Consider the following 24481-nt stretch of genomic DNA (forward strand, 5'->3'; position numbering starts at 1 on the left):
CGCAGGTCAGGGTTTACGCGAGCCGAAGCAATCATCGTCGTGATTCTTTTCGGCGACGTGAACGCGGCGTGAACGCCACCCCTAGACTGAGCTGCGTGTAGTTTCGGTGCGCGATATGAAGTGCGCGCCACAGCAATATCCTGGAGACAAACAAAATGCTGAAGAACAGTTGGGGCGGCACACCCGCACTTCGTTGGACGCCGCTGGCTTTGGCCGTTTCTGCCGCGCTTGCCGGCCAGGCTCGGGCGCAGGAGGCTGCCCCCGCGGCCGAGCAGAAGCCGACCGCCGCCAAGGTCGACGACAAGGACAAAAACCAGCTCGAAACCGTCGTCGTGACGGGCATCCGTCGCTCCATCCAGAGCGCCATCGAGCGCAAGCGCACGGCCGCCGCCGTGACCGACAGCATCGTCGCCGAAGACGTCGATCAGTTCCCCGACAAGAACGTCGGCGAGGCGCTGTCTCGCGTCACCGGCGTGCAGCTCACGCGTGACTTCGGCGAGGGCACGCAGGTGTCCATCCGCGGTGTTGAGCCCGACCTGAACCGCATCGAGATCAACGGCATGTCGGTGCTGAACACCAGCGGCACCGGTGGCCGCGGGGCCGACCTGCGCGAGCTGGCATCCGAGCTGATCGCCTCCATTGACGTCATCAAGGGCGTGCTGCCCAACGTGACCGAAGGCGGCGTCGGCGCGACGGTCAGCATCAACACGCGCAAGCCGCTGGACTTCGCCAAGCGCACGGTGGCGGTGACGCTGTCCGGCGAGCAGGCGTCGCTGCGCGGCGGCCTGCAGCCACGCGGGTCGCTACTGGCGGCCGACAAGTTCCTCGGCGGCAAGCTGGGGCTGATGGCCAACCTCGTCTACGACAAGGTCTACACGCGCGGCGACTTCGCCCGCAACACCGGCTGGACCTTCCTGCGCGACTGGGACAACTCGCCGGAGAAGACGCGCAACAGCCTGGACACGGCGGCTGCCGCCGTCACGACGCCGGCGGGATGCAGCGCCCTCACCGGCGCCAGCAAGACCGCCTGCGACCAGCAGTGGTACGACTACGCGCCTAACACGCCGCGCGTGGGCATCTGGACGCGTGACCACAAGCGCTCCACGGCGGAACTGGCGGCCCAGTACAAGTTCTCCAGCAATTTCGACGCGGAGATCAGCTACCAGGCCAACACGCAGAACCAGCGCCTGAACGACCGCAATTACGGCACGAGCCTCGGCAACAACGCGAACAACGCGGCGTCACTGCGGGCCGCGCAGAACCGCCTGGCCACCGCCGCCGGCGGCAAGGCGCCGGTCTACAACGCCGACGGCTCGGTCAAGACGGCCGGCACCTGCGGTGCGCCGTCGGCCACGGCCACGCCGGCCGGCATGACCTTCGACAACCACGTGGTCACCGGTTACACGGTGGGCGACTGCATGTATGCCGAGTCCAACAGCAACGGCGCGCTGGGCGGCTACAACGCCTTCAGCACATCCGCTCGGGACTTCGCGCTGGACATCAAGTCGCGCTACCTGCGCACCGGCGCCCGCTACAAGGACGACCTCTGGATCATCGAAGGCATGGCAGGTGCGGCCAAGGCCGACTACGAGAACCAGACGAACAACATCTCGATGGCGATGAGCGCCCCGGGCCTGAAGGTTTCGCTGGACGACCAGCATCTGCCGCATTTCACGTTCCCGGCAGGCTATGACCCGGCCGACCCGAACTCCTACTTCCGCGCCGACATCCAGTACCGCCCGAGCGTCACCAACGACTCGGAGAACACCGCCAAGCTGGACTTCCAGCGCGCCATCTCCGAGGTGCCGCTGCTGAGCCGGCTGTGGTTCGGCGGCCAGATCACGTCCAAGCACTCCAAGCAGTACGGTGGCGGCCAGCGCGTGGTTAGCAACGGGGCGACTGCGTCCACCGCCGACGACGTGCTGACGATGACCAGCAACGTCAACGGCGCGCTGATCTACGACCGCCAGGCGCCCGCGCTCGCACCGGCCACCACGAACACCTACGCCAACCCGTACAACTACACGAAGTACGTCGACAAGGCCACGATGGCGGCGCTGGCCGGCTCGGTGCTGCAGCCCACCGGCGGCAGCGGCTTCTTCTCGGGCTATGGCGTGTCCGGCTATCCGGCGGGCTGGCTGTCGCCCAATTACGACGTGGCGGCCAAGTCCTTCGATACCAGCCTGTTCAACTTCGGCCACCTCTACGAGTCGCCGGCGTCCGACGGCAAGACTTACCCGCAGCTGCCGGCCTTCGACATCCGCGAGAACGTCGCCGCCGGCTACCTGCGGCTGGACTTCGACACCGAGCTGTGGGGGCTGCCCATCGACGGCAACTTCGGCGCGCGCTATGCCCGCACCAAGGTCAAGGCCACCGGCACCAGCAATATGAAGATGGCGGTGTGGAACGCCACGTCGGGGCAGTTCGACGTCTCCGGCAACGCCACGGACATCCTCACGCTGGACCGCACCTACAACGACGTGCTGCCGAGCTTCAATGTGTCGGCCACGGGCCTGGACGGCAAGTTCATCACCCGATTCGGTTGGGGCAAGGTCATGTCCCGTCCCAACCTGTCGCAGATTGCGCCCAACGTGAGCTGCACGCAGGGCCAGGGCTCGGATCTCCAGCACGGCGGCGACGGCATCGACGACTGCTCGGCCGGCAACCCCGGCCTCAAGCCCTACCGCGCCAACAAGTACGACCTGAGCTTCGAGTACTACCCGAACAAGGGTGACCAGTTCAGCGTGGGCCTGTTCCGCAACGACATCAAGAGCTACGTGCTGCCGGCCAAGGTCATCTTCCCGAGCGTGGACTTCTTCGGCGACGGCAAGCTCTACGACGTCACGATGTGGGCCAACGGCGAAGGCGCCATCACGCAGGGTGTCGAACTGGCCGCGCGCAAGGCGCTGACCTTCCTGCCCGGCTGGGCCAGCGGCTTCGGCGTGGACCTGAACTACACCCGCATGAACTTCAAGTACCGCGCGGGCAAGGAGCTCATCAACACGCTCGACGGCTCGGTGCTGCCTTATCCCGGCATGTCCAAGAACGCCTACAACGTGGGCGTCTGGTACGACCAGGGCATGGTCAACGCCCGCCTGGCCTATCACTTCCGCGACAAGTACTACACCGGCACGAACGACGTCACCGGCAACCCGAACTTCCGCGACAAGACGGCCTACCTGGACGCCAAGGTGCAGCTGCGCCTGACGAACAACTTCACCGTCGCGCTGGAAGGCAAGAACCTGACCGACCAGGCCGAGCTGACGTACGCGGGCGACCTGACGCGGCCGAACGAGCTGGCGTGGTCTGGCCGGCGCTACTTCCTGACCGTGAGCTACAAGCTCTGACGCCGGGGCCCCGCCGGGCCGACGCAGTCGCCGTGCTCCGGCACGGCGCCCATGGCCCCGCGAGGGGCCATGGCCTTTTGTGGTGACGCCATGACGACTTGCATGTTTATCCGATTCTTCGCCGGACTGCTGCTGGCGGGCGCCGCAATGGCCGCGCCGGCGGCACCACGCCAGATGGAAAGGCTGGACCGCGGCCTCGTCGCGCTGCAGACGCCAGCGGGCGTTTTCGTCAGCTGGCGGCTGCTGGGCACCGAGCCGGCGGGCGTGCGCTTCAACGTCTATCGGGACGGCCGGCGCGTGAACGCCGAGCCGCAGGTGTCGACGAACCTGTCCGACCGCGACGGCCGGCCGGACAGCATCTACACCGTCCGCGCCGTAGTTGGCGGCCAGCAGCTGCCGGCTTCCGCTGGGGCCCTGCCGTGGGCCCAGCCTTACCTGCGCGTCCCGCTGCAGAAGCCGCCGGGCGGCGTCTCGCCCGATGGCGTTGCCTACAACTATGAGGCCAACGATGGCTCGGCCGCTGACCTGGACGGCGACGGCCAGTACGAGCTCATCGTCAAGTGGCAGCCCACCAACGCGCACGACAACTCGCACAAGGGCCACACCGGGCCGACGCTGCTGGACGCCTACCGACTCGACGGCACGCGGCTGTGGCGCATTGACCTGGGGCCCAATATCCGCGCCGGTGCGCACTACACGAGCTTCCTGGCCTACGACTTCGACGGCGACGGCCAGGCCGAAGTCATGATGAAGACGGCCGACGGCACGGTGGACGGCCAGGGCCACGTCATCGGCGACGCCCACGCCGACCACCGCAACGCGGCCGGCTATGTGCTGGCCGGACCGGAGTTCCTGACTGTCTTCAACGGCCGCACTGGTGCCGCGATGGCGACGACGAATTACGTGCCCGCCCGTGGCGATGTGGCCGCCTGGGGCGACGGCTACGGCAACCGTGTCGACCGCTTCCTCGCCGGCGTGGCCTACCTTGATGGCCAGCGGCCCAGTGCCGTGTTCTCGCGCGGCTACTACACGCGCGCCGTCATCGCCGCGTGGGACTGGCGTGACGGCAAGCTGACGCAGCGCTGGGTGTTCGACAGCGACGCCGACGAGGCCAGCAAGCCCGTCGCCGGGCAGGGCGCACACTGGTTCTCGGTCGCCGACGTCAACGGTGATGGCCTGGACGACATCGTCTACGGCGCCGCGACGATCTCCGGCACCGGCAGGCTGCTGTACAGCACGGGCCTGTGCCATGGCGATGCGCTGCATGTCAGCGCCTTCGACCCTGAGCGCGAGGGCCAGCAGGTGTTCATGGTCCACGAGAGCCCGCGCTGCTACGGCGAGCACGGCTTGGAGATGCACGATGCAGCCACCGGCCGGGTGTTGTGGAGCATGTCCGGTCAGAACACCGACGTGGGCCGCGGCGTCTGCTTCGACATTGACCCCGCCTGGCCGGGCGCGGAATGCTGGGGTTCGGTCGGCGGCCTGATGAGCGCCGGGGGCCAGCGTATCAGCGAGCGACATCCCAACCGCATGAACTTCGCCGTCTGGTGGGACGGCGACCTTCTGCGCGAGTCGCTGGACCATGTGGCCATCGACAAGTGGAACCCGGCGACGTTCAAGTTCGAGAACCTGCTGAACGGCAGGCAATACGGCGCCGCGTCCAACAACGGCACCAAGGGCACGCCCGTGCTGTCGGCCGACCTGTTCGGCGACTGGCGCGAGGAAGTCGTCTGGCGCAACGAGGACAGCACCGCACTGCTGGTGTTCTCGACAACGACGCCGACCGAACACCGGCTCGTCACGCTCATGCACGACCCGCAGTACCGCGTGCAGGTCGCCGCCCAGAACGCCGGCTACAACCAGCCGCCGCACACCAGCTACCACCTTGGCGCCGCCATGAAGCCGCCACGCTACCTGCCGATAACGACGCCGTGAAGCTCGCCGCTACCCTGTGGATGCTCGCCGCGCTGGCCGGCTGCGCCAGCGTCGAGCCCGCGCCGCGCCCGCTGTACCGCGACCCCGTGTTGGACGGCGCGGCCGACGTGTCGCTGGTCTTCAACCGCGGCCTGAAGCGCTGGGAAATGTTCTACACGAACCGCCGCGCGACGCTGCGGCTGGACGACCCCAAGGACGTCAGCTGGGTGCACGGCACGCCTATCGGCATTGCGACGACGGACGACGGCAACCACTGGCACGCGGCCGGCGCGGCGAGCTTCCCGGCCGAATGCACCGGCGCTACGCTGTGGGCGCCGGAGATCCAGGACTTCGACGGCGTCTACCACCTGTGGCTGACCATCGTGCCCGGCATCCATAAACGCTGGACCGGCGAGCGCCGCATCGAGCACCTGACCAGCACCGACCTGCGCACTTGGACCTGTGCAGGCAATGCCGACCTGGGCTCGCCCAAGGTCATCGACGCGTCCGTCATCCGCGCACCGCAGGGCGGCTGGCGTCTGTGGTTCAAGGACGAGCAGGGCGGCAGCAAGCTCAAGGTGGCTGACAGCCCGGACCTGAAGACCTGGACCGTGCGCGAGTCGGTGAGCCCGCTGCCCGGCGAGGGGCCGACGGTGTTCCAGTTTGCCGGGCACTGGTGGCTGGTGGCCGACCTGTGGAAGGGCCTGCTGGTGCTGCGTTCCGACGACGCGCTGTACTGGCAGGAGCAGCCGGCGCGGCTGCTCGCCGGCACAGGTCGGCATCCCACCGACCGCGCCAAGGGCCAGCACCCGGGCGTCACCGTCGTCGACGGCCGGGCCTTCCTCTTCTACTTTGTGCATCAGGGCGGCGAGCCTGAGGCGGAGACGGACGAGCGCTGGCACCAGCGCACCGTCATCCAGGTGGCGGAGCTGCAGGTCAAGGACGGCTGGCTGACCGTCGACCGCAACGCGCCGCCGCCGGATCTGCGGCAGGCGTTCCACTCGCGTTGACGATCGTCGCCGTTCAAAGCAGCCTGATGTTCGATCGCGCCGAGCTGATGCCTGGCGGGGCCACGCCTCAAGGGAAAACTAGCGTCTTGGTGCATGGACAGCGATGCCATAGTCCGCCCGAGTTGCCGCCCCACCTTTCCCACGCTACATGACCACGCTTTCGCGCATGTTGATCTGGCTGGCATCGCTGATCGGCCTGGGCGTGCTGGCCTGGCGCTTGATCGCCGGGCAGGCCGGCGGCGAGCAGGTGCCAGCGCTGCCACCGGCCGCCCAGGCCGCACCTGCGCTGCCCGAAGCTGGGCCTGCATCCGCGCCGCTACCGGCGCTCCCGACGCTGCCGGCGGCCTCCCAAGCGCCGGCCTCCGAGCCTGCCCGGGAGGCCTTCTTGAAACCGCCGCCCGACGTGATGCGTCTGCAGCGCGACATCCAGTTCGCCATCAGCAGTAACGAGCCTGGCAAGGCCGGTAAGGCGGCGCAGCTCATCAAGCGCTGCGAGATGCTGGACCAGATGCGTGAGCGGCTGAAAGCCGGCGGGCCCATGAAAGTCGACGACATCACCAAAACCCGGCTGACCGCCTTGCTCGACATGGAAGCGCCCGCCTGCCAGGCCGTGGATGCAGCATCGCGTGCACAGCTGGTGCCGCTGTTGCGGCGCAGCGTTGCCGAGGGCGACAAGGGGGCAGCCGCAGCGTTGATGAGCGCGCTGGGCAGCAATCTCGACCTGGCCGCCGAGCCCGACCTCGTCCCGGCACTGCGCCGCGATGCCTGGGACTGCGACCGCCCATCGCTGTCGCAGCTGGCACTGCTGGCGCGGCGGTATCCGCAGCTGCTCCCCCCCAACGAGGTAGGGGCGCTGCGCGAATGGGAGCGCGCCGGCGGGGCCCGGCTGATTGAATCGATGCAGAAGGCCGCATCCGGCCCCCTCCCCGAGGCGGTGCTGAGCCACCTGATGGAGCGCTTCAAGCCGCCGGCCGAGGCCGACCCCGCCGAGGTGGCCCGCCTTTTCGCCGAGATCCAGAGCCGCTGTCCCGTCGCTGCGAAGCCCGCGCCGTGACCGTCCCCGCCGTCGGCGCGTCTTCGTGAAGTGGAAGCACGCTCAACACCGGGGATGTGTTCGACTTGATCATGCCCGTCAACACTGGCGTTGACGTGAACTTCATCGGTTTCGTGACCGACGGCGACGTGCTGACCTCGTTCGACTTCAACGCCGGCAATGCGTTCGACATCACCCGGTTGATCACCGCCGGTTCCGTGAGCACTGGCGTCACAGTGCCAGAACCGGCCTCGCTGGCGCTGGCCGGCCTGGCAGTGCTGGGCCTGGCGCGGCGCCGCGTCTCACGCTGACGGTGAGCCCGCATGCCGCCCGCTGCCGGGTGGTGAACGACAGGGCCGGCTTCGGGCTCGCTTTCAGTGCCGATCGGTGCCGATGGTCAGAAATGGCCGCTGGCGTCGGTGACGTCGCTAGCCGTGGGGCCGAACGAACGACTCAGGCCGCCGAACGCGGCCAGGGTAAGGGCGCGCAGAGCCGTGCGTACACGGTGCGGGTCGGGTTCCATGGAGGGTCTCCTCAACATTTTGTCGTCGCCACCGCGGCGAACCCCAGGCCCGACTGAAGCGACTGCGGGATCCCGGCGGGGGCTGCATGCCCTCAAGGCGTTGAATGCTGCGCGCCTTCGGCCAGCGCCCTCCAGGCCGCCATCGTGCGGGCCGTGCGGCTGGGCGGTTCGGGCGTGCTGCCGGGCACGAGGCGCACCGTGGCCTGCGTGACGCGCACGAGCAGTGGCAGGGCTGCCTGCAACGGCATGGCCATCAGGCGCACGGCTTCCGGCGAGGCCGGCGGCAGCTGGAACAGCCGCTCGACGGCAAACGGCAGCGTGTGCACGTATTGCGACAACTCCACCGACACGGCGTTGTGCCAGTCGGCGTCCACGCCGCTGAGCGCACAGCGCTGGCGCTGGTTGATGTGGAAGGCCGGTGGGTCGCCGGCGACCATGCGGCGGCGCAGTTCGGCACGCAGCTCCAGGGGCAGCGCGGCGAAGAAGTCATGGCCTTCCAGCGCCAGCTGGCGTTTGCGGAGATCGGCGCGCAACGCGTCCTGCTGGGACACCGCCGCGCTGCCGTCGCCCGTCAGCTTGAGCTGACGGGCGCGGTCGTGCAGTTCCCACAGCTGGATGCGGAACTCCCGTTCCGGCGCCGGCACGTCGTGGCCCGCGATGTATTCGAAGGCGTCGTGTGTCTCGACAACGCAGCGCGCGGCAGCGCTCATCGTCGGCACGTCCCACAGCGCCCGGCCGCCACGGCGGTTGCCGTCGGCCGCCAGCGTGTGCAGTGCCATGCAGTGGGACAGCAGCTTCAGAAAGATCTGTTCGCCGTAGCGCGCGTGCTTCGCGGCGGCCGGTTCGGCGAGTACGGCTGACGACACCGCCTTGGCGTGCTCCAGTACGGCCTCGTACTCGCGCACGGTCGTCCGGTAGTCTTCCCACGTGTAGATCGCTTGCTGCATGCCAGGTTCGTTGAGGTGACCAGCGGCGCAGATTAAGCGAAGTTCGGCACCCCGCTGGCGAGCCGCGCGCGGGCGGTGCCTTCAGCGGCCCAGGCGGTCACCCATCCAGCGCGCGGCCAGCGTCGGCCACTGGTCATGCGTGCCGCCGCGCTGGCGCAGTGCGAAGCCGTGCTCGGCCTGCGGGAACAGATGCGCCTCGACGTCCAGCCCGTGCGCCTGGGCGGCCTTTAGCAGGTTCAGCGCATGGTCGACGGGCACGACGGTGTCGTGCAGCGCATAGGCGAGGAAAACCGGGCAGCGTGGCAGGCCGTGCGGCTCGCCGGCGATGCCGATGGGCCAGGCGTCGTAGAACGCCTGCTTCTCGGGCGGCGGGTAGTCTGGCTTGCCCCGCGGCGCCTTGTGGTCGCGGTGGTTGGCGTTGAGGGGTGCGTAGGCGATGACGGCGCCTGCCACCGTCATCGGCGTGGGCTGGCAGGCCATCACGCCGGCCAGGTGGCCGCCGGACGACAGGCCCACGTGCAGCAGCGGCAGCGGCGGCAGCGCGGCCAGGTGGGCCAGCGCGCACAGGCCGTCTTGCAGCGCGGTGTCGAAGGGATGACCGTCCTGGCCGGGCAGGCGGTGCACCAGCACGTAGGCGTCCAGCCCCAGCGTGTTGAGCCACTGCGCGATCTCGACGCCCTCCTTGTCGTGAATCAGGCGCAGGTAGCCGCCGCCCGCGTACACCAGCGCCCGGCCGCGCGCCGGTGTGGGCGACGGAAAGGCATGCAGCTCGGCGCGCGTCGGCCGGCAGCAGACGCGGTCGGGCGCCGTGCCGTCGAACGTGTTGGGCGCGCCATCGGAGAGGGCGATGACGGTCATCGTCCCTCCGGCAGCGGCACGCCGAAGTCGGGCATGCCGTCCGGCGTGAAGCGCAGCGGCTGCACTCGCGTGGCGCGGCCGGTGTCTTTCAGCGGGTCGCCGGTGATGTCGCGGTAGTTGCGCGCATGGAAGACGTTCAGCACGCTGCCGTCGGGTTCGACGAGGAAGCTGTTGTGGCCGGGGCCGTAGATGCCGTTCTCCGCGCTGCTGGAAAAGACCGGGCCGGGCGACTTGCGCCAGCTGACCGGGTCAAGCAAGTCGGCGTCGGCATCGGCCCACAGCAGGCCCATGCAGTACTCCGCGCCGGTGCCGGCGGCCGAGTAGCTCATGAAGACGCGCCCGCCATGGACGAGCACCGCCGGCGCCTCGTTGACGCGGTGGCGCACCTGCTCCCAGGCGAAGTCGGGCCGGCTTAGCCGCACCTGCGGGCCAGTCAGCGCCGTGGGGCTGGCCATGCGCGCCAGGTAGAGGTCGGTGCCGTGGTGGCCCGTGGAAGGGTCGTTCTGTGCCCAAGCCAGGTAGCGCTGGCCGCGGTGCTCGAAGACGGTGGCGTCCAGCGTGAAGCTGTCCCACTGCGTGTGCAGGTTGCCGCGCTCCGTCCATTCGCCCAGCATCGGGTCGGGCGATGTGTTCTCCAGCACCCACAGGCGGATCTTCCAGGGGTCAGCCGCTTCGCCGGCGCTGAAGTAGATGTACCAGCGGCCGTCGAGGGCATGCAGCTCTGGCGCCCAGATGTGGCGGCTCATCGGCCCGCGCTCGTGCTGGCGCCAGACGACCCGTGGCTCCGCCGTCGCGAGGCCGCCGACGGTGCGGGCCCGGCGCAGCTCCAGCCGGTCGTAGTCCGGCACGGTGGCCATCAGGTAGAGCCACTCGCCGTGGCGCGTGATCTGTGGGTCCGCGCGCTGCTCTATCAGCGGGTTGGGCCAGGAGGCGGGCGCCGCAGCGGCGTGGCGCGCCGCGGCGATCAGCGCAGTGGCGGCCAGCGCCTGGCGTCGGGTGAGGGCGGTCATCGGCATTGCAGCACTTCGAAGTCGCGGATCTGCAGGCGGCTGGCGGTCGTGCGCAGCGCGAAATGGCCGCGAAGGCGCGGTGCCGGGTCGGCGCGCGTGAACAGCGGCTGACCGTCGAGCTGCCAGCGCAGGTGAACCGGGTCGTCGGCGGTGGGCGCGCGCGACACGATCTCGACGGTCATCGGCCGGGCCAGGTGCAGACGCGCCTGCGGCGTTATCGGCGCCTCACCGGGCTCGGCGGCCGTGCCTTCGGCAAGACCAGCCAGCAGCTCGCGCCTGCCGTCGCCGTACAGGCGCAGACGTGTCGTCGTGTTGCCGTTGGCGCCGAAGCCGACGTAGTAGGCCTGCAGGCTGTCGTAGTCGGCGAAGCGGCCGCTGCGCTCGCGCGGCGGCTGGCCGTCGGTGTCGGTGGCGTTCCAGAACATGTTGAGGTCCGACAGCCGGCCAGCGAGCGCGCCGGCGCCGGGCGGCGCAGGCAGCGCAACGGCGGTGAACCGCACGGCGTAGTCGCCCGACAGCGGCTCGCGCCACCACAGCGTCAGGCCGGCCGGCGTGGCGATGTCCAGCACGCCGCCCGTGGCGGTGACGACGGCGCGGACGTCCTCGGCCTCCAGTCGCCAGCGGGCCAGGCCGGCTCGGAAGTCATCGGCGGCGACGCGCTGTAGCGCGCGCGGCGGCTCGCACCAGGCCAGCGCCAGCGCGGGCAGCGTCAGCGCCAGCGCAGCGATCGGCCCGCCGATCAGCCCGCGAAATGGAAGACAGACGGCAGTGCCCATTGGCGCGGCTTGTTGTCGGGCTCCACCTCCATCAGCGGCGCCATGTAGTCCCACCAGCGGCGCATGACGGGTTGCAAGGGCAGCTCGTCGATCGGGTAGCCGGGCTTGAGCTTCAGTACGGCGAATAGGCTCAGCGTGCTCTCGTCCAGGAAGATGGAATAGTCGTGAATGCCGGCGTTGCGCAATGCGTCGGCGAGGTCGGGCCAGAGTTCGTCGTGGCGCTTCCTGTACTCGGCCACGACGCCGGGCTTGAGCTGCATCTTGAAAGCGCGAATCTCGTCGCTCATCGGTGGTCTCCTACAGAACGTCCTGCTGCGCCAGGCTTAGCGTGGATACGTCGCGCCGCTGCAGTGCGGGGTCGGTGAACCAGTGCTCGCCGCTCAGGCCGGGCAGTGTCGTGCCGGCGCCCAGCGCGATGGGTGTGCCCAGTTGCAGCCGGCTGTTGGTGAAGCGCCAGCACTGCACATCGTGCACGTGGCCGCCGCGGCGGGCGTGGATGTCCAGGTCGGTGAAGCGGAAGTTGCGCAGCGGCGCCTCGGCGTGCGCGTCCACCTCGAAGGCGACGTCCGCGCCACGCGCGCGCAGCGCATCGATGCGCACGCCGCTGACCTCCGTGCGTCCCTGCTCCGGCGGCACCGGCGTGGCGAGCACCTGCCAGTGCCGAGGCGCCCCGGCGGCCTCGGTGGGCGGGATCTGCGCGCGGCTGTAGGCAGGGTTCCAGTTCATCGTGATGCGCAGCGCCGTGGGCACACCATGCAGCGTGACGTGGCTCAGCTGCACGTCGTCGATGCGGCCGCCGCGGGTCGGGGCTGACTTGAACAACACGCCCACCGGCACGCCGGACAGCACCTCGATGCGCTCGACATGCACGCGCCGCAGGCCGCCGGAGGTCTCGCTGCCGAAGGTGACACCGGCCGAGGCCTCGCGCACGATGCAGTCGCTGATGTGGATGTCCTCGCTCGGACGCGCGACGCGCAGGCCGTCGGCATCGCGGCCGGCCTTCAGGCACAGCGCGTCGTCGTTCACGGCGATGTCGGCGTGGCGGATGGTTACGCGGCGCGAGGAGTCGATGTCGATGCCGTCGGTGGACGGGCCGCGCGCTCCGCCCTCGTTGTTGCGGATGATGACGTCGTCGACCGTCACGTCCTCGCTGTAGCACAGGTGCAGTGTCCAGAAGCCCGAGCGACGCAGCAGCAGCCCGCCGCCGACGGTCACGCGTGACGACTCGAACACTTGGATCAGCCGCGGGCGCTGGCAGTCGTAGTCCGCCGCCCAGCGCAGGCCGCGTGCCTCGTAAGCGGCACGCAGTCGCCAATAGCTGTCCCAGAACGCCTGGCCGTCGCCGTCGATGCAGCCATAGCCGGTCAGCGCCACGTCCTGCTCGCCATAGACGTTGACGAGCGCGGCCGGCCAGCGCATCTCGATGCCAGCCACTCGCGTGGGCAGCAGCGGATAGTCGGCCAGCAGCGGTGAGCCGAGCAGCGTGGCGCCGCGTTCTAGCTGCAGCGTCATGCCGCTCTTCAGGAAGAGGGCGCCGGTGAGGTAGCTGCCCGGCGGCACGCGAAGCGTCGTGCGCGCGCGTGCCGCGGCGTCGATGGCCGACTGAAGCGCCTGCGTGTCCAGCGTGATGCCGTCACCGCGGGCGCCGAAGGCCATTGGCTCCACGTCAGACGATGCCGCTGCCCGAGGCGCCGGCCTTCGGCGGGCGCTTCACGGCGACCTTCTCGCGGTAGCCGCTTGCGCGGTAGGCCGAAACCGGGTCGATGGCGCCGCCCGAACGCAGCCGCGCCATCGCAAGGATGGGGCTCACGTCGGTGCGGAAGGCCTTTTTCAGCGCCTGGGCCGACTGCAGCGCGTCGTTGGCCTCCTGGAAGCCGGCGAGTGCCGTGCGGTCCACCAGCGAGGCCTGTACGAATGCGCGTTGCACCTCGACGGCGCTATTCATCAGGCTCTCGATCGGGTCCGTCACGTTGTGCGACTGGTCCAGCATGTAGGCCGGCTTGAAGGTGCCGTCTCGCAGCGTGGCATCGGCCAGCTCGTTGAAGACGAGGAACAGCTGGAACGGGTCAATGGAGCCCGAGTCGAGGTCGTCGTCGCCGTACTTGCTGTCGTTGAAGTGAAAGCCGCCGAGTTTGCCGAACTGCGCCAGGCGCGCCACGATCATCTCGATGTTGGTGTTGGGCGCGTGGTGGCCCAGGTCCACGAGGCACTTGGCCTTGTCGCCCAGCGTCTGGGCGACCGCGAAGCTGGTGCCCCAGTCAGCGATGACGCTGCAGTAGAACGCCGGCTCGAACAGCTTGTGCTCGATGTACATGAGCCAGTCGGCCGGCAGCGCGGCGTAGATGCCTTTGGCGCTGTCGATGTAGCGCTCCAGCGCGCCGCGCAGGTTGCTCTGGCCGGGGAAGTTGGCGCCATCACCTACCCACACGGTCAGGCCCTTGGAACCCAGTGTCTTGCCCAGCTCGATGCAGTCGATGTTGTGCGCGACGGCCTGCTCGCGGGCAGCGGCGCTGGTGGCCGTGAGGCTGCCGAACTTGTAGGTGTGGGCCTGGCCTGCCTGGTCCTGAAAGGTGTTGGAGTTGACGGCATCGAACCCCAGGCCCAGCGCGTCGGCCTGCTGGCGCAGCGCCTTCGGGTCGCTCGGCTTGTCCCAGGGGAAGTGCAGCGACACCGTGGGTGTGGCGCACGTCAGCTGGTGAATGACGGCGCAGTCTTCCAGCTTCTCGGTCACGTCGCGCGGTTCACCTTTGCCGGGGAAGCGTGCGAAGCGCGTGCCGCCGGTGCCCACGCCCCAGCTCGGCACGGCCACCGCGAAGGCCTGCGCCCTGGCGGTGAGGGCCTCGATGTCCACACCGCGGCGCGACAGCATGCCGCCCAGCGCGTCGTAGTCGGCCTGCAGCGCGCCGCGCTGGGTGGCGTTGTGGTGTTCGATCTGCGTCGGGTCGATGAGGTGTTGTGTCATAGCTGTCTCCTGGCCGGCTCTTATCTTGTGAAGGCAGCGGCGTTGCCGGCGTCCACGTTGAGGACGTTACCCGTGCTCTTGCCGGACTTGTCGCTCGCGAGGAAGTACACGGCCTCGGCGATGTCTTCCGGCAGCACGCTGAGCTTGAGCATGCTTCGCTGACGGTAGAACTCTTCGATGTTGTCGGCGTCGATCTTGTTCGACGCGGCGCGCTCTTCTTTCCACTTGCCGTCCCAGATGCGCGAGCCGCGGATGACAGCGTCGGGGTTGACGACGTTCACCCGCACGCCGACGCCCGCGCCTTCGAGCGCGATGCAGCGGGCCAGGTGGATCTCGGCCGCCTTGGCCGTGCAGTAGGCGGAGGCGCCGGCCGAGGCGACCAGGCCGTTCTTGCTCGCGACAAAAACCATCGAGCCGCCGATCTTCTGCTGCTTCATCAGGCGGAAGGCACCGCGGCTGACGAGGAAGTAGCCCGTGACGAGGATGTTTTGGTTGCGGTTCCAGATCTCGAGCGTCGTGTCTTCCAGCGGCGCAGAGGAGGCGATGCCAGCGTTGGACACGAGGATGTCCAGTCCGCCGAAGCGCAACGCCGTGGCCGCCAGCAGCGATTCCACCGCCGCCTCGGACGTGATGTCGCCTTGAACGGCGGCGACGTTGTCCTTGCCCGCCACCTTGACGAGGTTGGCATAGGCCTCGGCCAGTGCGCCGGCGTCGATGTCGGTCAGCATCACGCAGGCACCTTCCTGCAGCAGCTGGCGGGCGACGGCCTGGCCGATGCCACCGGCGCCACCGGTGACCAGCGCCACGCGACCGGCCAGGCTCTTGGGCTTGGGCATGCGCTGCAGCTTGGCTTCCTCGAGTAGCCAGTACTCGATGTCGAAGGCTTCCTGCTCGGGCAGGCCCACGTAAGTGTCGACGCCATTGGCGCCGCGCATCACGTTGATGGCGTTGATATAGAACTCGCCGGCGATGCGGGCGGTGGCCTTGTCCTTGGCGAAAGACAGCATGCCGACGCCGGGGATCAGGTAGATGACGGGGTTGGCGTCACGCACGGCCGGGCTGTTGGCGCGCTTGCAGCGCTCGTAGTAGGCCACGTAGTCGGCGCGGTAGGCTTCCAGCGCCTGGTCCAGGCCGGCCAGCAGTGCGTCGACGTCGGGCTTGGCCGGGTCGAAGTCCAGCACCAGCGGGCGGATCTTGGTACGCAGAAAGTGGTCGGGGCAGGAGGTGCCCAGCGCGGCCAGCTTGGGCAAATCGTTGCTGGCGACGAACTCCAGCACGGCGGCGCTGTCGTTGAAGTCGCCCAGCTTGCGCTCGCCGGCGCTGATGCGGCCGCGCAGCGCGGGCATCAGCTTGGCGGCCAGTGCGGCACGCTCCTCAGAAGGTAGCGTGATCGTCTTGACACCGCCGAACACCGGCTGCTTGACGTTCTCGGCCAGCCACTGCTCGCCCAGGCGGATCATCTGCAACGTAGTCTCGTAGCAGCCCTTGGCCGTGTCGCCCCAGGTGAACAGGCCATGGCCTTCCAGGATGATGCCCTTCAGGTGGGGCTGCGAGGTGGCCAGCGCTTCCAGCTTCAGACCCAGGTCGTAGCCCGGGCGCTGCCACGGCAGCCAGCCGAGCTGGCCGCCGAAGATGACCTCGGTCAGCCGCTTGCTGTCGGCGCAGGCGGCGATGGCGATGATGGCGTCCGGGTGCATGTGGTCCACGTGCGCCTTCGGGATGTAGGCGTGCAGGGGCGTGTCGATACTCGCGGCGCGCGGGTTCAGGTTGAACGTGCAGTGCGGCAGGTAATCCACCATCTCGTCTTCATGTTCCAGGCCGCGATAACGCTGCTTGAGCGCCTGCAGTTTGTTCATGTAGAGCGTGGAGAAACCATCCAGCTTGATACTGCCCAGGTCGCCGCCCGAGCCCTTGACCCACAGTACGTCGACATCCTCGCCGGTGAGGTAATCCTTCATCCGGACTTTGGCGGAGGTATTGCCACCACCGAAATTGGTCACGCGCAAATCGGAACCCAGCAGATTCGAGCGGTACAGCAGCAATTCGGGTTCACTCAGTTTGGCCGCCACGGCGTCGTCCCACAGCGAAGTGATCGGGGCTGGTGCGGAGGTCGGAGAATTTGCGGTCATCGGCTTGCCTGTGGTCGTTTCATCATCGTCGTGCGGGCCGCGGGAATGCAGCCGGCGCCCGCTGTCGGCGGGTAAGCGGGCCGCAGTGTGGACGCAAACGTCAGGGCTGGGCTGCGGCGCCCGCAGTAAATCAAAAGGATGAGCGAATGCGCTCGCAGGTACGCCCGCGCTCACGAAACGATCAAGCTAATGAGCGTTTCGTGATTGACCCTGTCATGGGGCTGACGTAATCTGGCTTTGGAACCTCGTTTCACCTCTGCCGTGAGCAGTTGCAGGGGAGAGGCGTGGCAGCGCGGCCGGCGCCTGTGCGCCGCCGCCGCGATCAGGGGATCGGCCTGTGCCGGCCCGCCCAAGACGACGTCCGCCCATCGCAACGGGCGGGGCGATACAACGATGAGACAACGGTCGCCGCCGCTCAGGCAGGTGCCCGACAAAGGGTTTCCCATGATCAATCACAAGCGTCACAAGCGCCTGCTCAAACTGCTGGATGAACGCGAGCACGCCAGTGTCCAGCAATTGATGGAATGGTTGTCGGCATCAGCCGCCACCGTGCGGCGGGATATTTCATGGCTCGCCGCCAAAAACCAGTTGACCCGCACGCGCGGCGGCGCCCAAAGGCTGGAGCAGAAAAAGAAGTCCTATACGCTGTCCAGCGAGACATTCCAGAACAATATCCAGCAGCACGCGGCCGCCAAGCGTGCCATCGCCCGTTATGCGACGTCGATGTGCAATGACGGAGAAACCATAATCATCAACGGCGGCACTACCACGTTCATGATGGCGGAGTTTCTCGTCGAGAAGCAGCTGAAGATATTGACGAATTCCTTCCTGATGGCCGAGCGGCTGCTCGTCACCAGCGACAACGAAATCATCCTGCCGGGTGGCAAGGTCTACCGCGAGCAGAACGTCATACTGAGCCCGTTCGAGAACGACGTGGCCCAGCACCACTACGCGGCCAAGATGTTCATGGGCGTCTACGGCCTGTCCATCCTGGGCCTGATGGAGGCTGATCCGCTGCTGATCCAGGCGGAAAAGCGCCTCATCGGCCAGGCCGAGGAGTTGATCGTGCTGGTGGACAGCTCGAAGTTCCAGCGCAAGGCGGGTCTCGTGCTTTGCGGGCTCAACCGCGTGTCGACGGTCATCACCGACACCGGCGTGTCCGACGGCGCCGTGCAGCTGCTGGAGCATTACGGCGTGCGCGTCATCACCGTGGAGCCCGAAAACGTGGACCCTCGCGTGACCCAGGCTTCGGCGCTGGGCTCGCATGACTATGCGGCCGTTTTAGAGTCGGGCGACTATCCCCATCACGCGGGGCTGCACTCTTGAGCCCGACGGTTCCGGGCACGATCGTCCTCGACATCGGCAAGACCAACGCCAAGCTCACGCTGATCGACGCAGCCGGCAAGACGCTGGCCGAAGTGCGCACGCCCAACATAGTGCGCCGCGACGGCCCCTTCCCGCACCACGACACTGAACGGCTGTGGGCCTGGATGCTCGGCCAGCTGCGCGAGCTGGCATCGCTGGCAGATGTGCGGACCCTCGTGCCCGTCACGCACGGTGCCACCGCGGCGCTCGTGGACGACGCGGGGCTCGTGCTGCCGGTGCTGGACTACGAGCATGTGCCGGGCGATGCCGCCGATGCGGCGCGTTATGCGGCGCTGCGGCCTGCGTTCGATGAGAGCGGCTCGCCGCTGCTGCCAGGCGGGCTCAATCTCGGGCGGCAGCTGGAGTGGCTGCAACATCGTTTCCCCGACGAGTTCGGCCGCGCGCGGTATGTGCTGATGTATCCGCAGTACTGGGCCTGGCGGCTCTGCGGTGTGGCGGCCAGCGAAGTCACGTCGTTGGGCTGCCATACCGACCTGTGGCGGCCGGCCGTGGGACGCTGGTCCAGCCTGGTGGAGCGGCTGGGGTGGGAGCAGCTCTTCCCGCCACGCCAGCATGCCTGGGCCAGGCTGGGCCGCATCCTCCCCGACATTGCTGCGCGGACCGGGCTGCCGGAGAGCTGCGAGATCGTCTGCGGCGTCCACGACAGCAATGCATCGCTGATGCGGCATCTGCTGTTGCTGAAGTCCAGCGGGCCGTGCACGGTGCTGTCCACCGGCACCTGGGTCATCGCGGCGGCGCTGGGCTCGGCGACGAGGCCGCTGGTCGAGTCGCAGGACATGCTGGCCAACTGCAATGTCTTCGGCGAAGCGGTGCCCTGCATGCGCTTCATGGGCGGGCGGGAGTTCGCTGCGGTCGCGGGCGACCCGCCGGCGCCGTTCACGCGTGAGGATGTCGAGCGCCTCGTCGCGCGGGGCACGATGGCGCTGCCCTGCTTTGCCGAGACGGGCGGGCCGTTTTCCGGACACACCGGCCGCATCGTCGGCCTGGCGCCCGAGACGTCCGCCGAACAGGCCGCGCTGGCCACGCTCTATGTCGCGCTGATGGCCGACCACTGCCTGGAGGCGCTGGGGGCCCGGGGCCGCGTCATCGTCGAAGGTGCGTTCACGGTCAATGGCGAGTTCGGCCCGCTGCTGGCGGGGCTGGCGGACCACCGCAAGGTCATCGTGTCCGACGACAGCAGCGGAACGACCTGCGGGGCCTGGCTGCTGGGGGCGCGGGGTCGCCAGCCGGCGGCCAGCGCCGAGCCCGTGCCCGCCTGGCAGCCCGCGGGCTGGCGCGCCTACCGCGACGCCTGGCGGGCCGCGGCCTGAGTCCGCGACCCGCCGGCGGCGGGCAAGCGTCGGTCAGCTGCGCTGGCGGCGGCGTGCGGCCAGCAGGCTGAGGCCGGCCAGCGACGCCAGCGCGAGGACCGACGGCTCCGTCACGGTGAAGGCCCGCACGCTGTCGATGGCCGGCGCGCTGTAGCCGCTGTTGTCGGCGGCGCTGTCGAACGCGTAGAGGCGCACCTCGTTGAAGCCGGCCGCGTCGGCCAGCCCCAGCACGCCGCCGATGCCGGCCGCGCCGAGCGACACCTTGCCGCTGCCGGTCTGCACGCCGTCCAGCAGAGTCTGCCACAGCAGGTAGATGCTGGCGTAGCCGGAGTCCACCGCGAACTCGATGCCGTGCAGTGGCGTGGCGCTGCTGCGGATGTCTACGTAGGCATTCATGCCGGTCGCGGCGAAGTAGTTGCCGGAGAAGGCTTCGCTATAGACCTGACCCGCGGCGGCGTCCACGCAGTTTGCGCCGGCGTAGCCGCAGCCGCCGTTGTCGTTGGCCACGCCCGTGTGCGTGAACTGCAGACCGCCTTCCAGCCAGGGGCTGGACAGCGTCGTGTTGGCTTCGAAGTCGGCCGCATAGGCCACGTGGTTGGCGCCGGGGGTGGCGCTGCCGGCGCCGGTCGTCTGCACGACGGCGGCGAGGCACGGCGCACCGATCAGCGCGGACAGCAGCATGGCGGTGAGGGTCTTCATCGGGCGGAGTGTCATGGCAGGGGGACCAGGTCGATGGCGTCGAATGCGATGCCGGGGCTGAGGAACTTCGCGCCACCGGTGCCGCTGACGGTGTTGATGGTCAGCGTGTTGGTGCCGACGACCAACTGGCTGGCCGGAATGTCGAAGGTGTAGAGGCGGTTGACGCCGCGGTAGGTGCCCACCGTGAGGTTGCGCGACACCTTGGGGGGCGCCGGCGGGATGGCTGAACTCCAGCTGTTGACGGTGACCTGCGGACGGGCGCCGTTGTAGTCGGCCGTCAGGCCGACGCGCAGCCGCAGCGGAGCCGCGTTCTGGCCGCGCCTCAGCGTGAACTGCACCTGCAGGCCGTTGTTGACGTCCTTCCACTGGTAGGCGGGCCAGTGCAGGGATGGCACCGAACTGCCGACCACGTAAGGCCCGACGTTCCACGAGGCCATGCGCACGTCGCCCGGATGCATGAAGGTCAGCTTGTCGCCGTTGATGAACTCCTGCGGCGTGCCGTCCCACTGCCCGATGCGCCACAGCGCCGGTGCCGCGGCCGGGTCGGCCGTGATGGTGATGGGGTTGAGCGCGTAGTTTGCGTTGGCGGTGACGGTGACCTGGGCGGTCTGCACTTCGAGCTCGCCCTTGTAGATCGTCATCGTGTAGGTGCCGGGCAGCATGCCTTCGGACGTGAAGTGGCCGTCTACCGGATCGGCATCGACCCAGTACTGCGCCTTGGTGTTGGCGAAGCCGGCCACGTAGGGCACGCCCGCGACGCGACCGTTGAGGCCCGCCACGGTGACCGAGCCGCGGCCCACCGGCGGCACATAGCCCACGAGGCCCAGCGCGCCGTACCAACTGGTGTCGGGCCGCACGGTCGGCACCGCGCCGTTGGTGAACATCAGGATGTAGGTGTTGAGCACGCCCAGGCGGAACGGCTCGGTCTGCGCCTCGCCGTAATTGACCATGTAGGTCAGCTCGTTCGTCGTGTCCGTGATCTGCTGCAGCAGGCTTCGGTAGAACGGACCGCCGGAGTCGCCCTCGTGGTTGTCGCGCCAGAACCAGAGTCCCACGCCGGGGCCCGTACCGCCTAGGATCTGCCAGTCCTTCAGCCGTCGGTTGGAATAGTGCTTGGACCGCGACTCGCCGTAGCGTGGATCGGTGCTGGCGAAGCCGAAGACGTCGCTCGCCTCGATGGCGCCATTGGTGCCGCGCAGGTCCTCGGCCCAGTAGCTGGTGCCGTTGTAGATGACGAGGCCGCCGGCCGTGCCCGCGGGACCGCCATTGGGCAGCCGGGCGATGGGCACGCGTGCGATGAAGCGCACGAGGTTGTGGACGTCCGGCTCCTCGGTGAAGTGCGTGCCCATGTGGATGTGGGGCTGGCCGCGCTTGGCGAGGTAGTAGTGCGTCAGCACGCCGCCCTTGGTGCTGGTGCTGGTCAGCGTGATCTTGATGTAGTCGCTGCCGGTGACGACGCCGCCGTTGGCGGCGGAGGCCGGTGTCACCACGCCATTGGCGTCGACCAGCTCGGCCTTGACGGCCAGCGCGCCGACGCCGGTGTAGAGCCAGTCGGCGCCGGAGTTCAGCTGCGTGCCGCGCGCCGGGTCGGCGTATTCGATGCCCTGGTAGACGAGGCTGGAGATGTCGCCGGCCGATGTGGTGCTCGCGCCGTTGTCGTAGCCGCGTACCTTGAATTGCAGGCCGGCGTCGGTGTCGACGATGTATTGCGGCTTGGCGGGGTTGCCACCGTCGTGCACGGTGGTGATGCTGAAGGCCGCCATCGCGGCCGGGGCCGCTGCGGCCAGGCAGGCCGCAGCCAGCCAGCGCGCCCAGGGCGGGCGCGAGCTTGTCGTGTGCATGTTGTCTCCTGTTGTCGTTGTTCACGACCCGGGGCGCTTCGCCCCGAGCTGCCGCGGACTCTAGGCAGCCGGTCGAGTGGTGTGTACTCAACCGGTTGAGCGTTTGCGCGTCGAGCACAGGAGGGAATCGGGACAGCGCTCAGCGATGCCCGGCCACCGTCGCAACCGGCGCAGTGGTGGCATGGACGGTTACGTCTACCGGATTAGCGCCTGATAGGTCAGTGTCTTGATGCGCTGGTTCAGCGTCGAGTTGCCGGCGGGCCGTAGCTGCGTCATGAACAGGATGACCAGTCGCTCCTTCGGGTCCACGACGTACTGCGGAAAGTAGGCGCTGCCCCAGCCGTAGGCACCTTCACTGCCCAGCTCCTTGAAGCCGCCGCGCCTGACATTGACCCAGAAGCCCAGGCCGAAACCGTCGCCGTCGCTGCGCGCCTTGTCGCGGAGGTGGTCCGCCGTCATCAGCGCGATCGTTTGGGGCGACAGCAGGCGCACGCCGTCCAGCTCGCCGCCGTTCAGCAGCATCTGCAGGAAGCGCGTGTAGTCACCGGCCGTGGACACCAGGCCGGCGCCGCCGGACATCAGCTTGTGCGGGCCGTTGACGAAGTCGCTCTTCGCCGACGTTTCCTGCAGCCTGAGCTGGCCGCCTTCCAGGCCGTAGACGTTGGCCAGCCTCCCGGCCTTCTCGGGCGGCACGGCGAAGCCAGTGTCGGCCATGTGCAGCGGGTCGGTGATGCGGGCCTTGATGAACTGGTCCAGCGGCTGGCCGGAAACCACCTCCACCAACCGCCCCAGCACGTCGGTCGCGTAGCCGTAGATGAAGGCCTCGCCCGGCTGGCCCTGCAGCGGCAGCCTGGCGAATCGATCTGTCCACTGGGCCAGCGTTTCGTCGTTGCCGAGGAGGTACCAGTCCTTCATGCCGGCTGCGTCATAGGCCGCCTGTGCGGGGCCGGCGCCGTAGCTCATGCCGGCGGTGTGGGTCAGCAGGTCGTGGATGGTCAGCGGGCGCCGTGGCTTCTCGGTGCCGCCGCCGGGCAGGGCCACCTGTACGTTGGCGAAGGCCGGCAGGTAGCGCGCCACCGGATCTTTCAGCAGGAAGAGGCCTTCCTCGTACAGCATCATGGCCGCCACGGTCGTCAGGGCCTTGGTCATGGACGCGATGCGGAAGATCGTGTCCGTGCGCATCGGCCGGGCGTTCTCGATGTCCTGCTGCCCGTAGGCCTTGAAGATCACCGGCTTGCCGTCCCGCAGCACGGCCATCACGCCGCCGGCGAGCTGGTGGTGGGCGATCTGTTCCTCGATGGCGGCGTCCAGCCGCTTCAGCCGCTCCGGCGAGAAGCCCTGGGCATTGACGGCTTGCGCGGCCTTCGGTGCCGCGGTCGCAGCGGGTGCATGGGTGAGGGTGGCGCAGGCGAGCGCCACCGCGAGCAGGGTCTTTTGCATCAGTCGCCCAGCGGTCGCTGGTGGGTGAAGCCGGGGCTTGCCGCCAGTTTGAAGTGTTCGGGCGGCTGGGGCCTGGCGGGGTCGATGGGGCCGAGATCATCGCGCAGCTCGCCGGCCGCCGGCACATGTGCGTCGCGCAGTCCCTGGGCCACCAGACGCGCCAGCTGCATGGCGCCGTAGTTGTTGTGATGCGTGTTATCGAGCCTGCCGTCGTTGACCGGATGCATCGCCTGCGAGCGCTCGGCGCCTAGGGCGGCATAGAGCTGCCGGCTCATGCCGTTGAGGTCAATGAACGCGAGCTTCATGTCCGTCGCGACGGCGCGCGCGGCGTCGGCGTACTCCAGCAGGCTCGGTTTGAGCTGGCCCGTCTGCACGTCGAAGTTGCGCCGCTCCATCGACGACAGGACGACCGGAACACCGCCGCGCGCAAGGATGCGTTCGGCATGCGTGCGCAGTTCGGCCTTGTAGGTCTGGGCGTTGCCGCTACCGTCCTTCTGCTGCTTCTGGTCGTTGTGGCCGAATTGCATCAGCACCGTGTCGCCGGGGCGCAGCATCGAGAGGATCTTGTCGATGCGCCGGCGCGCCAGCGAGTCGCGGTAGGTCTCGCCGGACTCCGCGTGGTTGGACACCGCCACCGTCGGCTTGAAGAGCGCCGTGAACATCTGACCCCAGCTCGCATAAGGCTCCTGCGACTGGTCGGCCACCGTCGAGTCGCCGAGCAGGAAGATGGTGGGCACCTGGACGGGCTCGATGGTCAGGCGCCTCAGCGCGGGCCGGTCGCCGTTGATCTCCAGCGTCAGCCGGCCGTCCCAGGCCCAGGCTTCCTCGACGGTTTCGCGCGGCGACTTGAGGTTGACGGCGCCCGGTTCGACGCCCGGCACGGCGGCGATGACCGGCGTGCGGATGTTGACGATGAAGCTGCGGGTCGCACTCGCGTGGGCGGGCAACTGGAGACGGTCGAACATCAGCCGCCGCAACTCGGCCTTGACGGTTGTGTCGCTGGGTTCAGGCCCGCCGAGCGTGGCGGTCACGCGGTAGTTGCCTTCGGGCAGCGCGACCGAGAAGAAGAACGGCTGGCGGGCGGCGTTGGCCGGTGCCGCGGGCTCATAGCCGTATGTCTTGTCGCGGCTGTAGAGCGTGTCGGCGGAGACGGCGGTCTCGCCTGCGGCGGCCTGGCCGTCGAAGGCGAAACGCCAGGTCTCGGCAGACCAGGCGGTCTGGGCCAGCAGGCAGGTGGCGAGCAGGGCGGCGTATCGCTTCATCGTCGATTCAGTGGCGGGTTCAACGTTGTGATGG

At 68.5% G+C, this 24481-nt stretch carries 20 protein-coding genes; 7 read left to right on the forward strand and 13 right to left on the reverse strand.

Annotated features, from left to right (window positions below):
- Positions 1 to 155 precede the first annotated feature (155 nt).
- The 5 genes from LXT13_RS00700 to LXT13_RS00720 all read left to right on the forward strand — a co-directional run bounded on the left by LXT13_RS00700 (position 156) and on the right by LXT13_RS00720 (position 7615).
- A complete protein-coding gene (locus LXT13_RS00700; RefSeq protein ID WP_233369678.1) occupies positions 156 to 3347 on the forward strand; it encodes a TonB-dependent receptor in 3192 nt (1063 codons plus the stop codon).
- A gap of 102 nt (positions 3348 to 3449) precedes the next feature.
- A complete protein-coding gene (locus LXT13_RS00705; RefSeq protein WP_233369679.1) occupies positions 3450 to 5282 on the forward strand; it encodes a rhamnogalacturonan lyase in 1833 nt (610 codons plus the stop codon).
- A complete protein-coding gene (locus tag LXT13_RS00710; protein ID WP_233369680.1) occupies positions 5279 to 6271 on the forward strand; it encodes a glycoside hydrolase family protein in 993 nt (330 codons plus the stop codon). Before LXT13_RS00705 ends, LXT13_RS00710 begins: the two co-directional genes overlap by 4 nt.
- A 148-nt stretch (positions 6272 to 6419) precedes the next feature.
- The gene (locus tag LXT13_RS00715) at positions 6420 to 7325 is read left to right on the forward strand and encodes a hypothetical protein (protein ID WP_233369681.1); all 906 of its coding nucleotides are present in this window, start codon (positions 6420 to 6422) and stop codon (positions 7323 to 7325) included.
- Positions 7326 to 7396: 71 nt separating this feature from the next.
- Positions 7397 to 7615, forward strand: coding sequence for a PEP-CTERM sorting domain-containing protein (locus LXT13_RS00720; protein ID WP_233369682.1), 219 nt, complete (start codon positions 7397 to 7399; stop codon positions 7613 to 7615).
- Positions 7616 to 7701: 86 nt separating this feature from the next.
- On the opposite strand, the gene LXT13_RS28355 is transcribed toward LXT13_RS00720, so the two are convergent.
- From LXT13_RS28355 to LXT13_RS00760, 9 genes are all read right to left on the reverse strand, one after another.
- Positions 7702 to 7827, reverse strand: a complete 126-nt coding sequence (locus LXT13_RS28355) for a hypothetical protein (RefSeq protein ID WP_255719194.1) — start codon at positions 7825 to 7827, stop codon at positions 7702 to 7704.
- A gap of 92 nt (positions 7828 to 7919) precedes the next feature.
- Positions 7920 to 8774, reverse strand: coding sequence for a hypothetical protein (locus LXT13_RS00725; RefSeq protein WP_233369683.1), 855 nt, complete (start codon positions 8772 to 8774; stop codon positions 7920 to 7922).
- A gap of 81 nt (positions 8775 to 8855) precedes the next feature.
- Entirely contained in the window at positions 8856 to 9632 is a 777-nt protein-coding gene (locus tag LXT13_RS00730) for an alpha/beta hydrolase (RefSeq protein WP_233369684.1), read from the reverse strand.
- A complete protein-coding gene (locus tag LXT13_RS00735; RefSeq protein ID WP_233369685.1) occupies positions 9629 to 10642 on the reverse strand; it encodes a glycoside hydrolase family 43 protein in 1014 nt (337 codons plus the stop codon). Before LXT13_RS00735 ends, LXT13_RS00730 begins: the two co-directional genes overlap by 4 nt.
- Entirely contained in the window at positions 10639 to 11418 is a 780-nt protein-coding gene (locus LXT13_RS00740; RefSeq protein ID WP_233369686.1) for a DUF6250 domain-containing protein, read from the reverse strand. Before LXT13_RS00740 ends, LXT13_RS00735 begins: the two co-directional genes overlap by 4 nt.
- Positions 11382 to 11705: an L-rhamnose mutarotase gene (locus LXT13_RS00745; protein ID WP_233369687.1), complete on the reverse strand. Its 324-nt coding sequence runs from the start codon at positions 11703 to 11705 to the stop codon at positions 11382 to 11384. Before LXT13_RS00745 ends, LXT13_RS00740 begins: the two co-directional genes overlap by 37 nt.
- Before the next feature lie 10 nt (positions 11706 to 11715).
- Positions 11716 to 13074 (reverse strand): glycoside hydrolase family 28 protein, encoded by a 1359-nt coding sequence (locus tag LXT13_RS00750; RefSeq protein WP_233369688.1) that lies wholly within the window; start codon positions 13072 to 13074, stop codon positions 11716 to 11718.
- Positions 13075 to 13084: 10 nt separating this feature from the next.
- A complete protein-coding gene (gene rhaI / locus LXT13_RS00755; protein ID WP_233369689.1) occupies positions 13085 to 14380 on the reverse strand; it encodes an L-rhamnose catabolism isomerase in 1296 nt (431 codons plus the stop codon).
- 20 nt (positions 14381 to 14400) lie between these two features.
- Positions 14401 to 16509 (reverse strand): bifunctional rhamnulose-1-phosphate aldolase/short-chain dehydrogenase, encoded by a 2109-nt coding sequence (locus LXT13_RS00760; protein WP_233369690.1) that lies wholly within the window; start codon positions 16507 to 16509, stop codon positions 14401 to 14403.
- A 237-nt stretch (positions 16510 to 16746) separates the two neighbouring features.
- Between LXT13_RS00760 and LXT13_RS00765 the strand changes: the two genes are divergently transcribed.
- Together LXT13_RS00765 and LXT13_RS00770 are read left to right on the forward strand one after the other, a co-directional pair.
- Positions 16747 to 17835 (forward strand): DeoR/GlpR family DNA-binding transcription regulator, encoded by a 1089-nt coding sequence (locus LXT13_RS00765; protein WP_233369691.1) that lies wholly within the window; start codon positions 16747 to 16749, stop codon positions 17833 to 17835.
- Entirely contained in the window at positions 17832 to 19205 is a 1374-nt protein-coding gene (locus LXT13_RS00770; RefSeq protein ID WP_233369692.1) for an FGGY-family carbohydrate kinase, read from the forward strand. Before LXT13_RS00765 ends, LXT13_RS00770 begins: the two co-directional genes overlap by 4 nt.
- 33 nt (positions 19206 to 19238) lie before the next feature.
- Here LXT13_RS00770 and LXT13_RS00775 read toward each other — a convergent pair whose 3' ends face one another.
- The 4 genes from LXT13_RS00775 to LXT13_RS00790 all read right to left on the reverse strand — a co-directional run bounded on the left by LXT13_RS00775 (position 19239) and on the right by LXT13_RS00790 (position 24447).
- Positions 19239 to 19904, reverse strand: a complete 666-nt coding sequence (locus tag LXT13_RS00775; RefSeq protein ID WP_233369693.1) for a hypothetical protein — start codon at positions 19902 to 19904, stop codon at positions 19239 to 19241.
- 11 nt (positions 19905 to 19915) lie between these two features.
- Positions 19916 to 21745, reverse strand: coding sequence for a rhamnogalacturonan lyase B N-terminal domain-containing protein (locus LXT13_RS00780; RefSeq protein ID WP_233369694.1), 1830 nt, complete (start codon positions 21743 to 21745; stop codon positions 19916 to 19918).
- Positions 21746 to 21940: 195 nt separating this feature from the next.
- Positions 21941 to 23185: a serine hydrolase domain-containing protein gene (locus LXT13_RS00785; protein WP_233369695.1), complete on the reverse strand. Its 1245-nt coding sequence runs from the start codon at positions 23183 to 23185 to the stop codon at positions 21941 to 21943.
- The gene (locus LXT13_RS00790; protein ID WP_233369696.1) at positions 23185 to 24447 is read right to left on the reverse strand and encodes a rhamnogalacturonan acetylesterase; all 1263 of its coding nucleotides are present in this window, start codon (positions 24445 to 24447) and stop codon (positions 23185 to 23187) included. Before LXT13_RS00790 ends, LXT13_RS00785 begins: the two co-directional genes overlap by 1 nt.
- Between the last annotated feature and the right edge of the window lie 34 nt (positions 24448 to 24481).

This window comes from Pelomonas cellulosilytica (genome assembly GCF_021353265.1).
Lineage (GTDB): Bacteria > Pseudomonadota > Gammaproteobacteria > Burkholderiales > Burkholderiaceae_C > Pelomonas > Pelomonas cellulosilytica.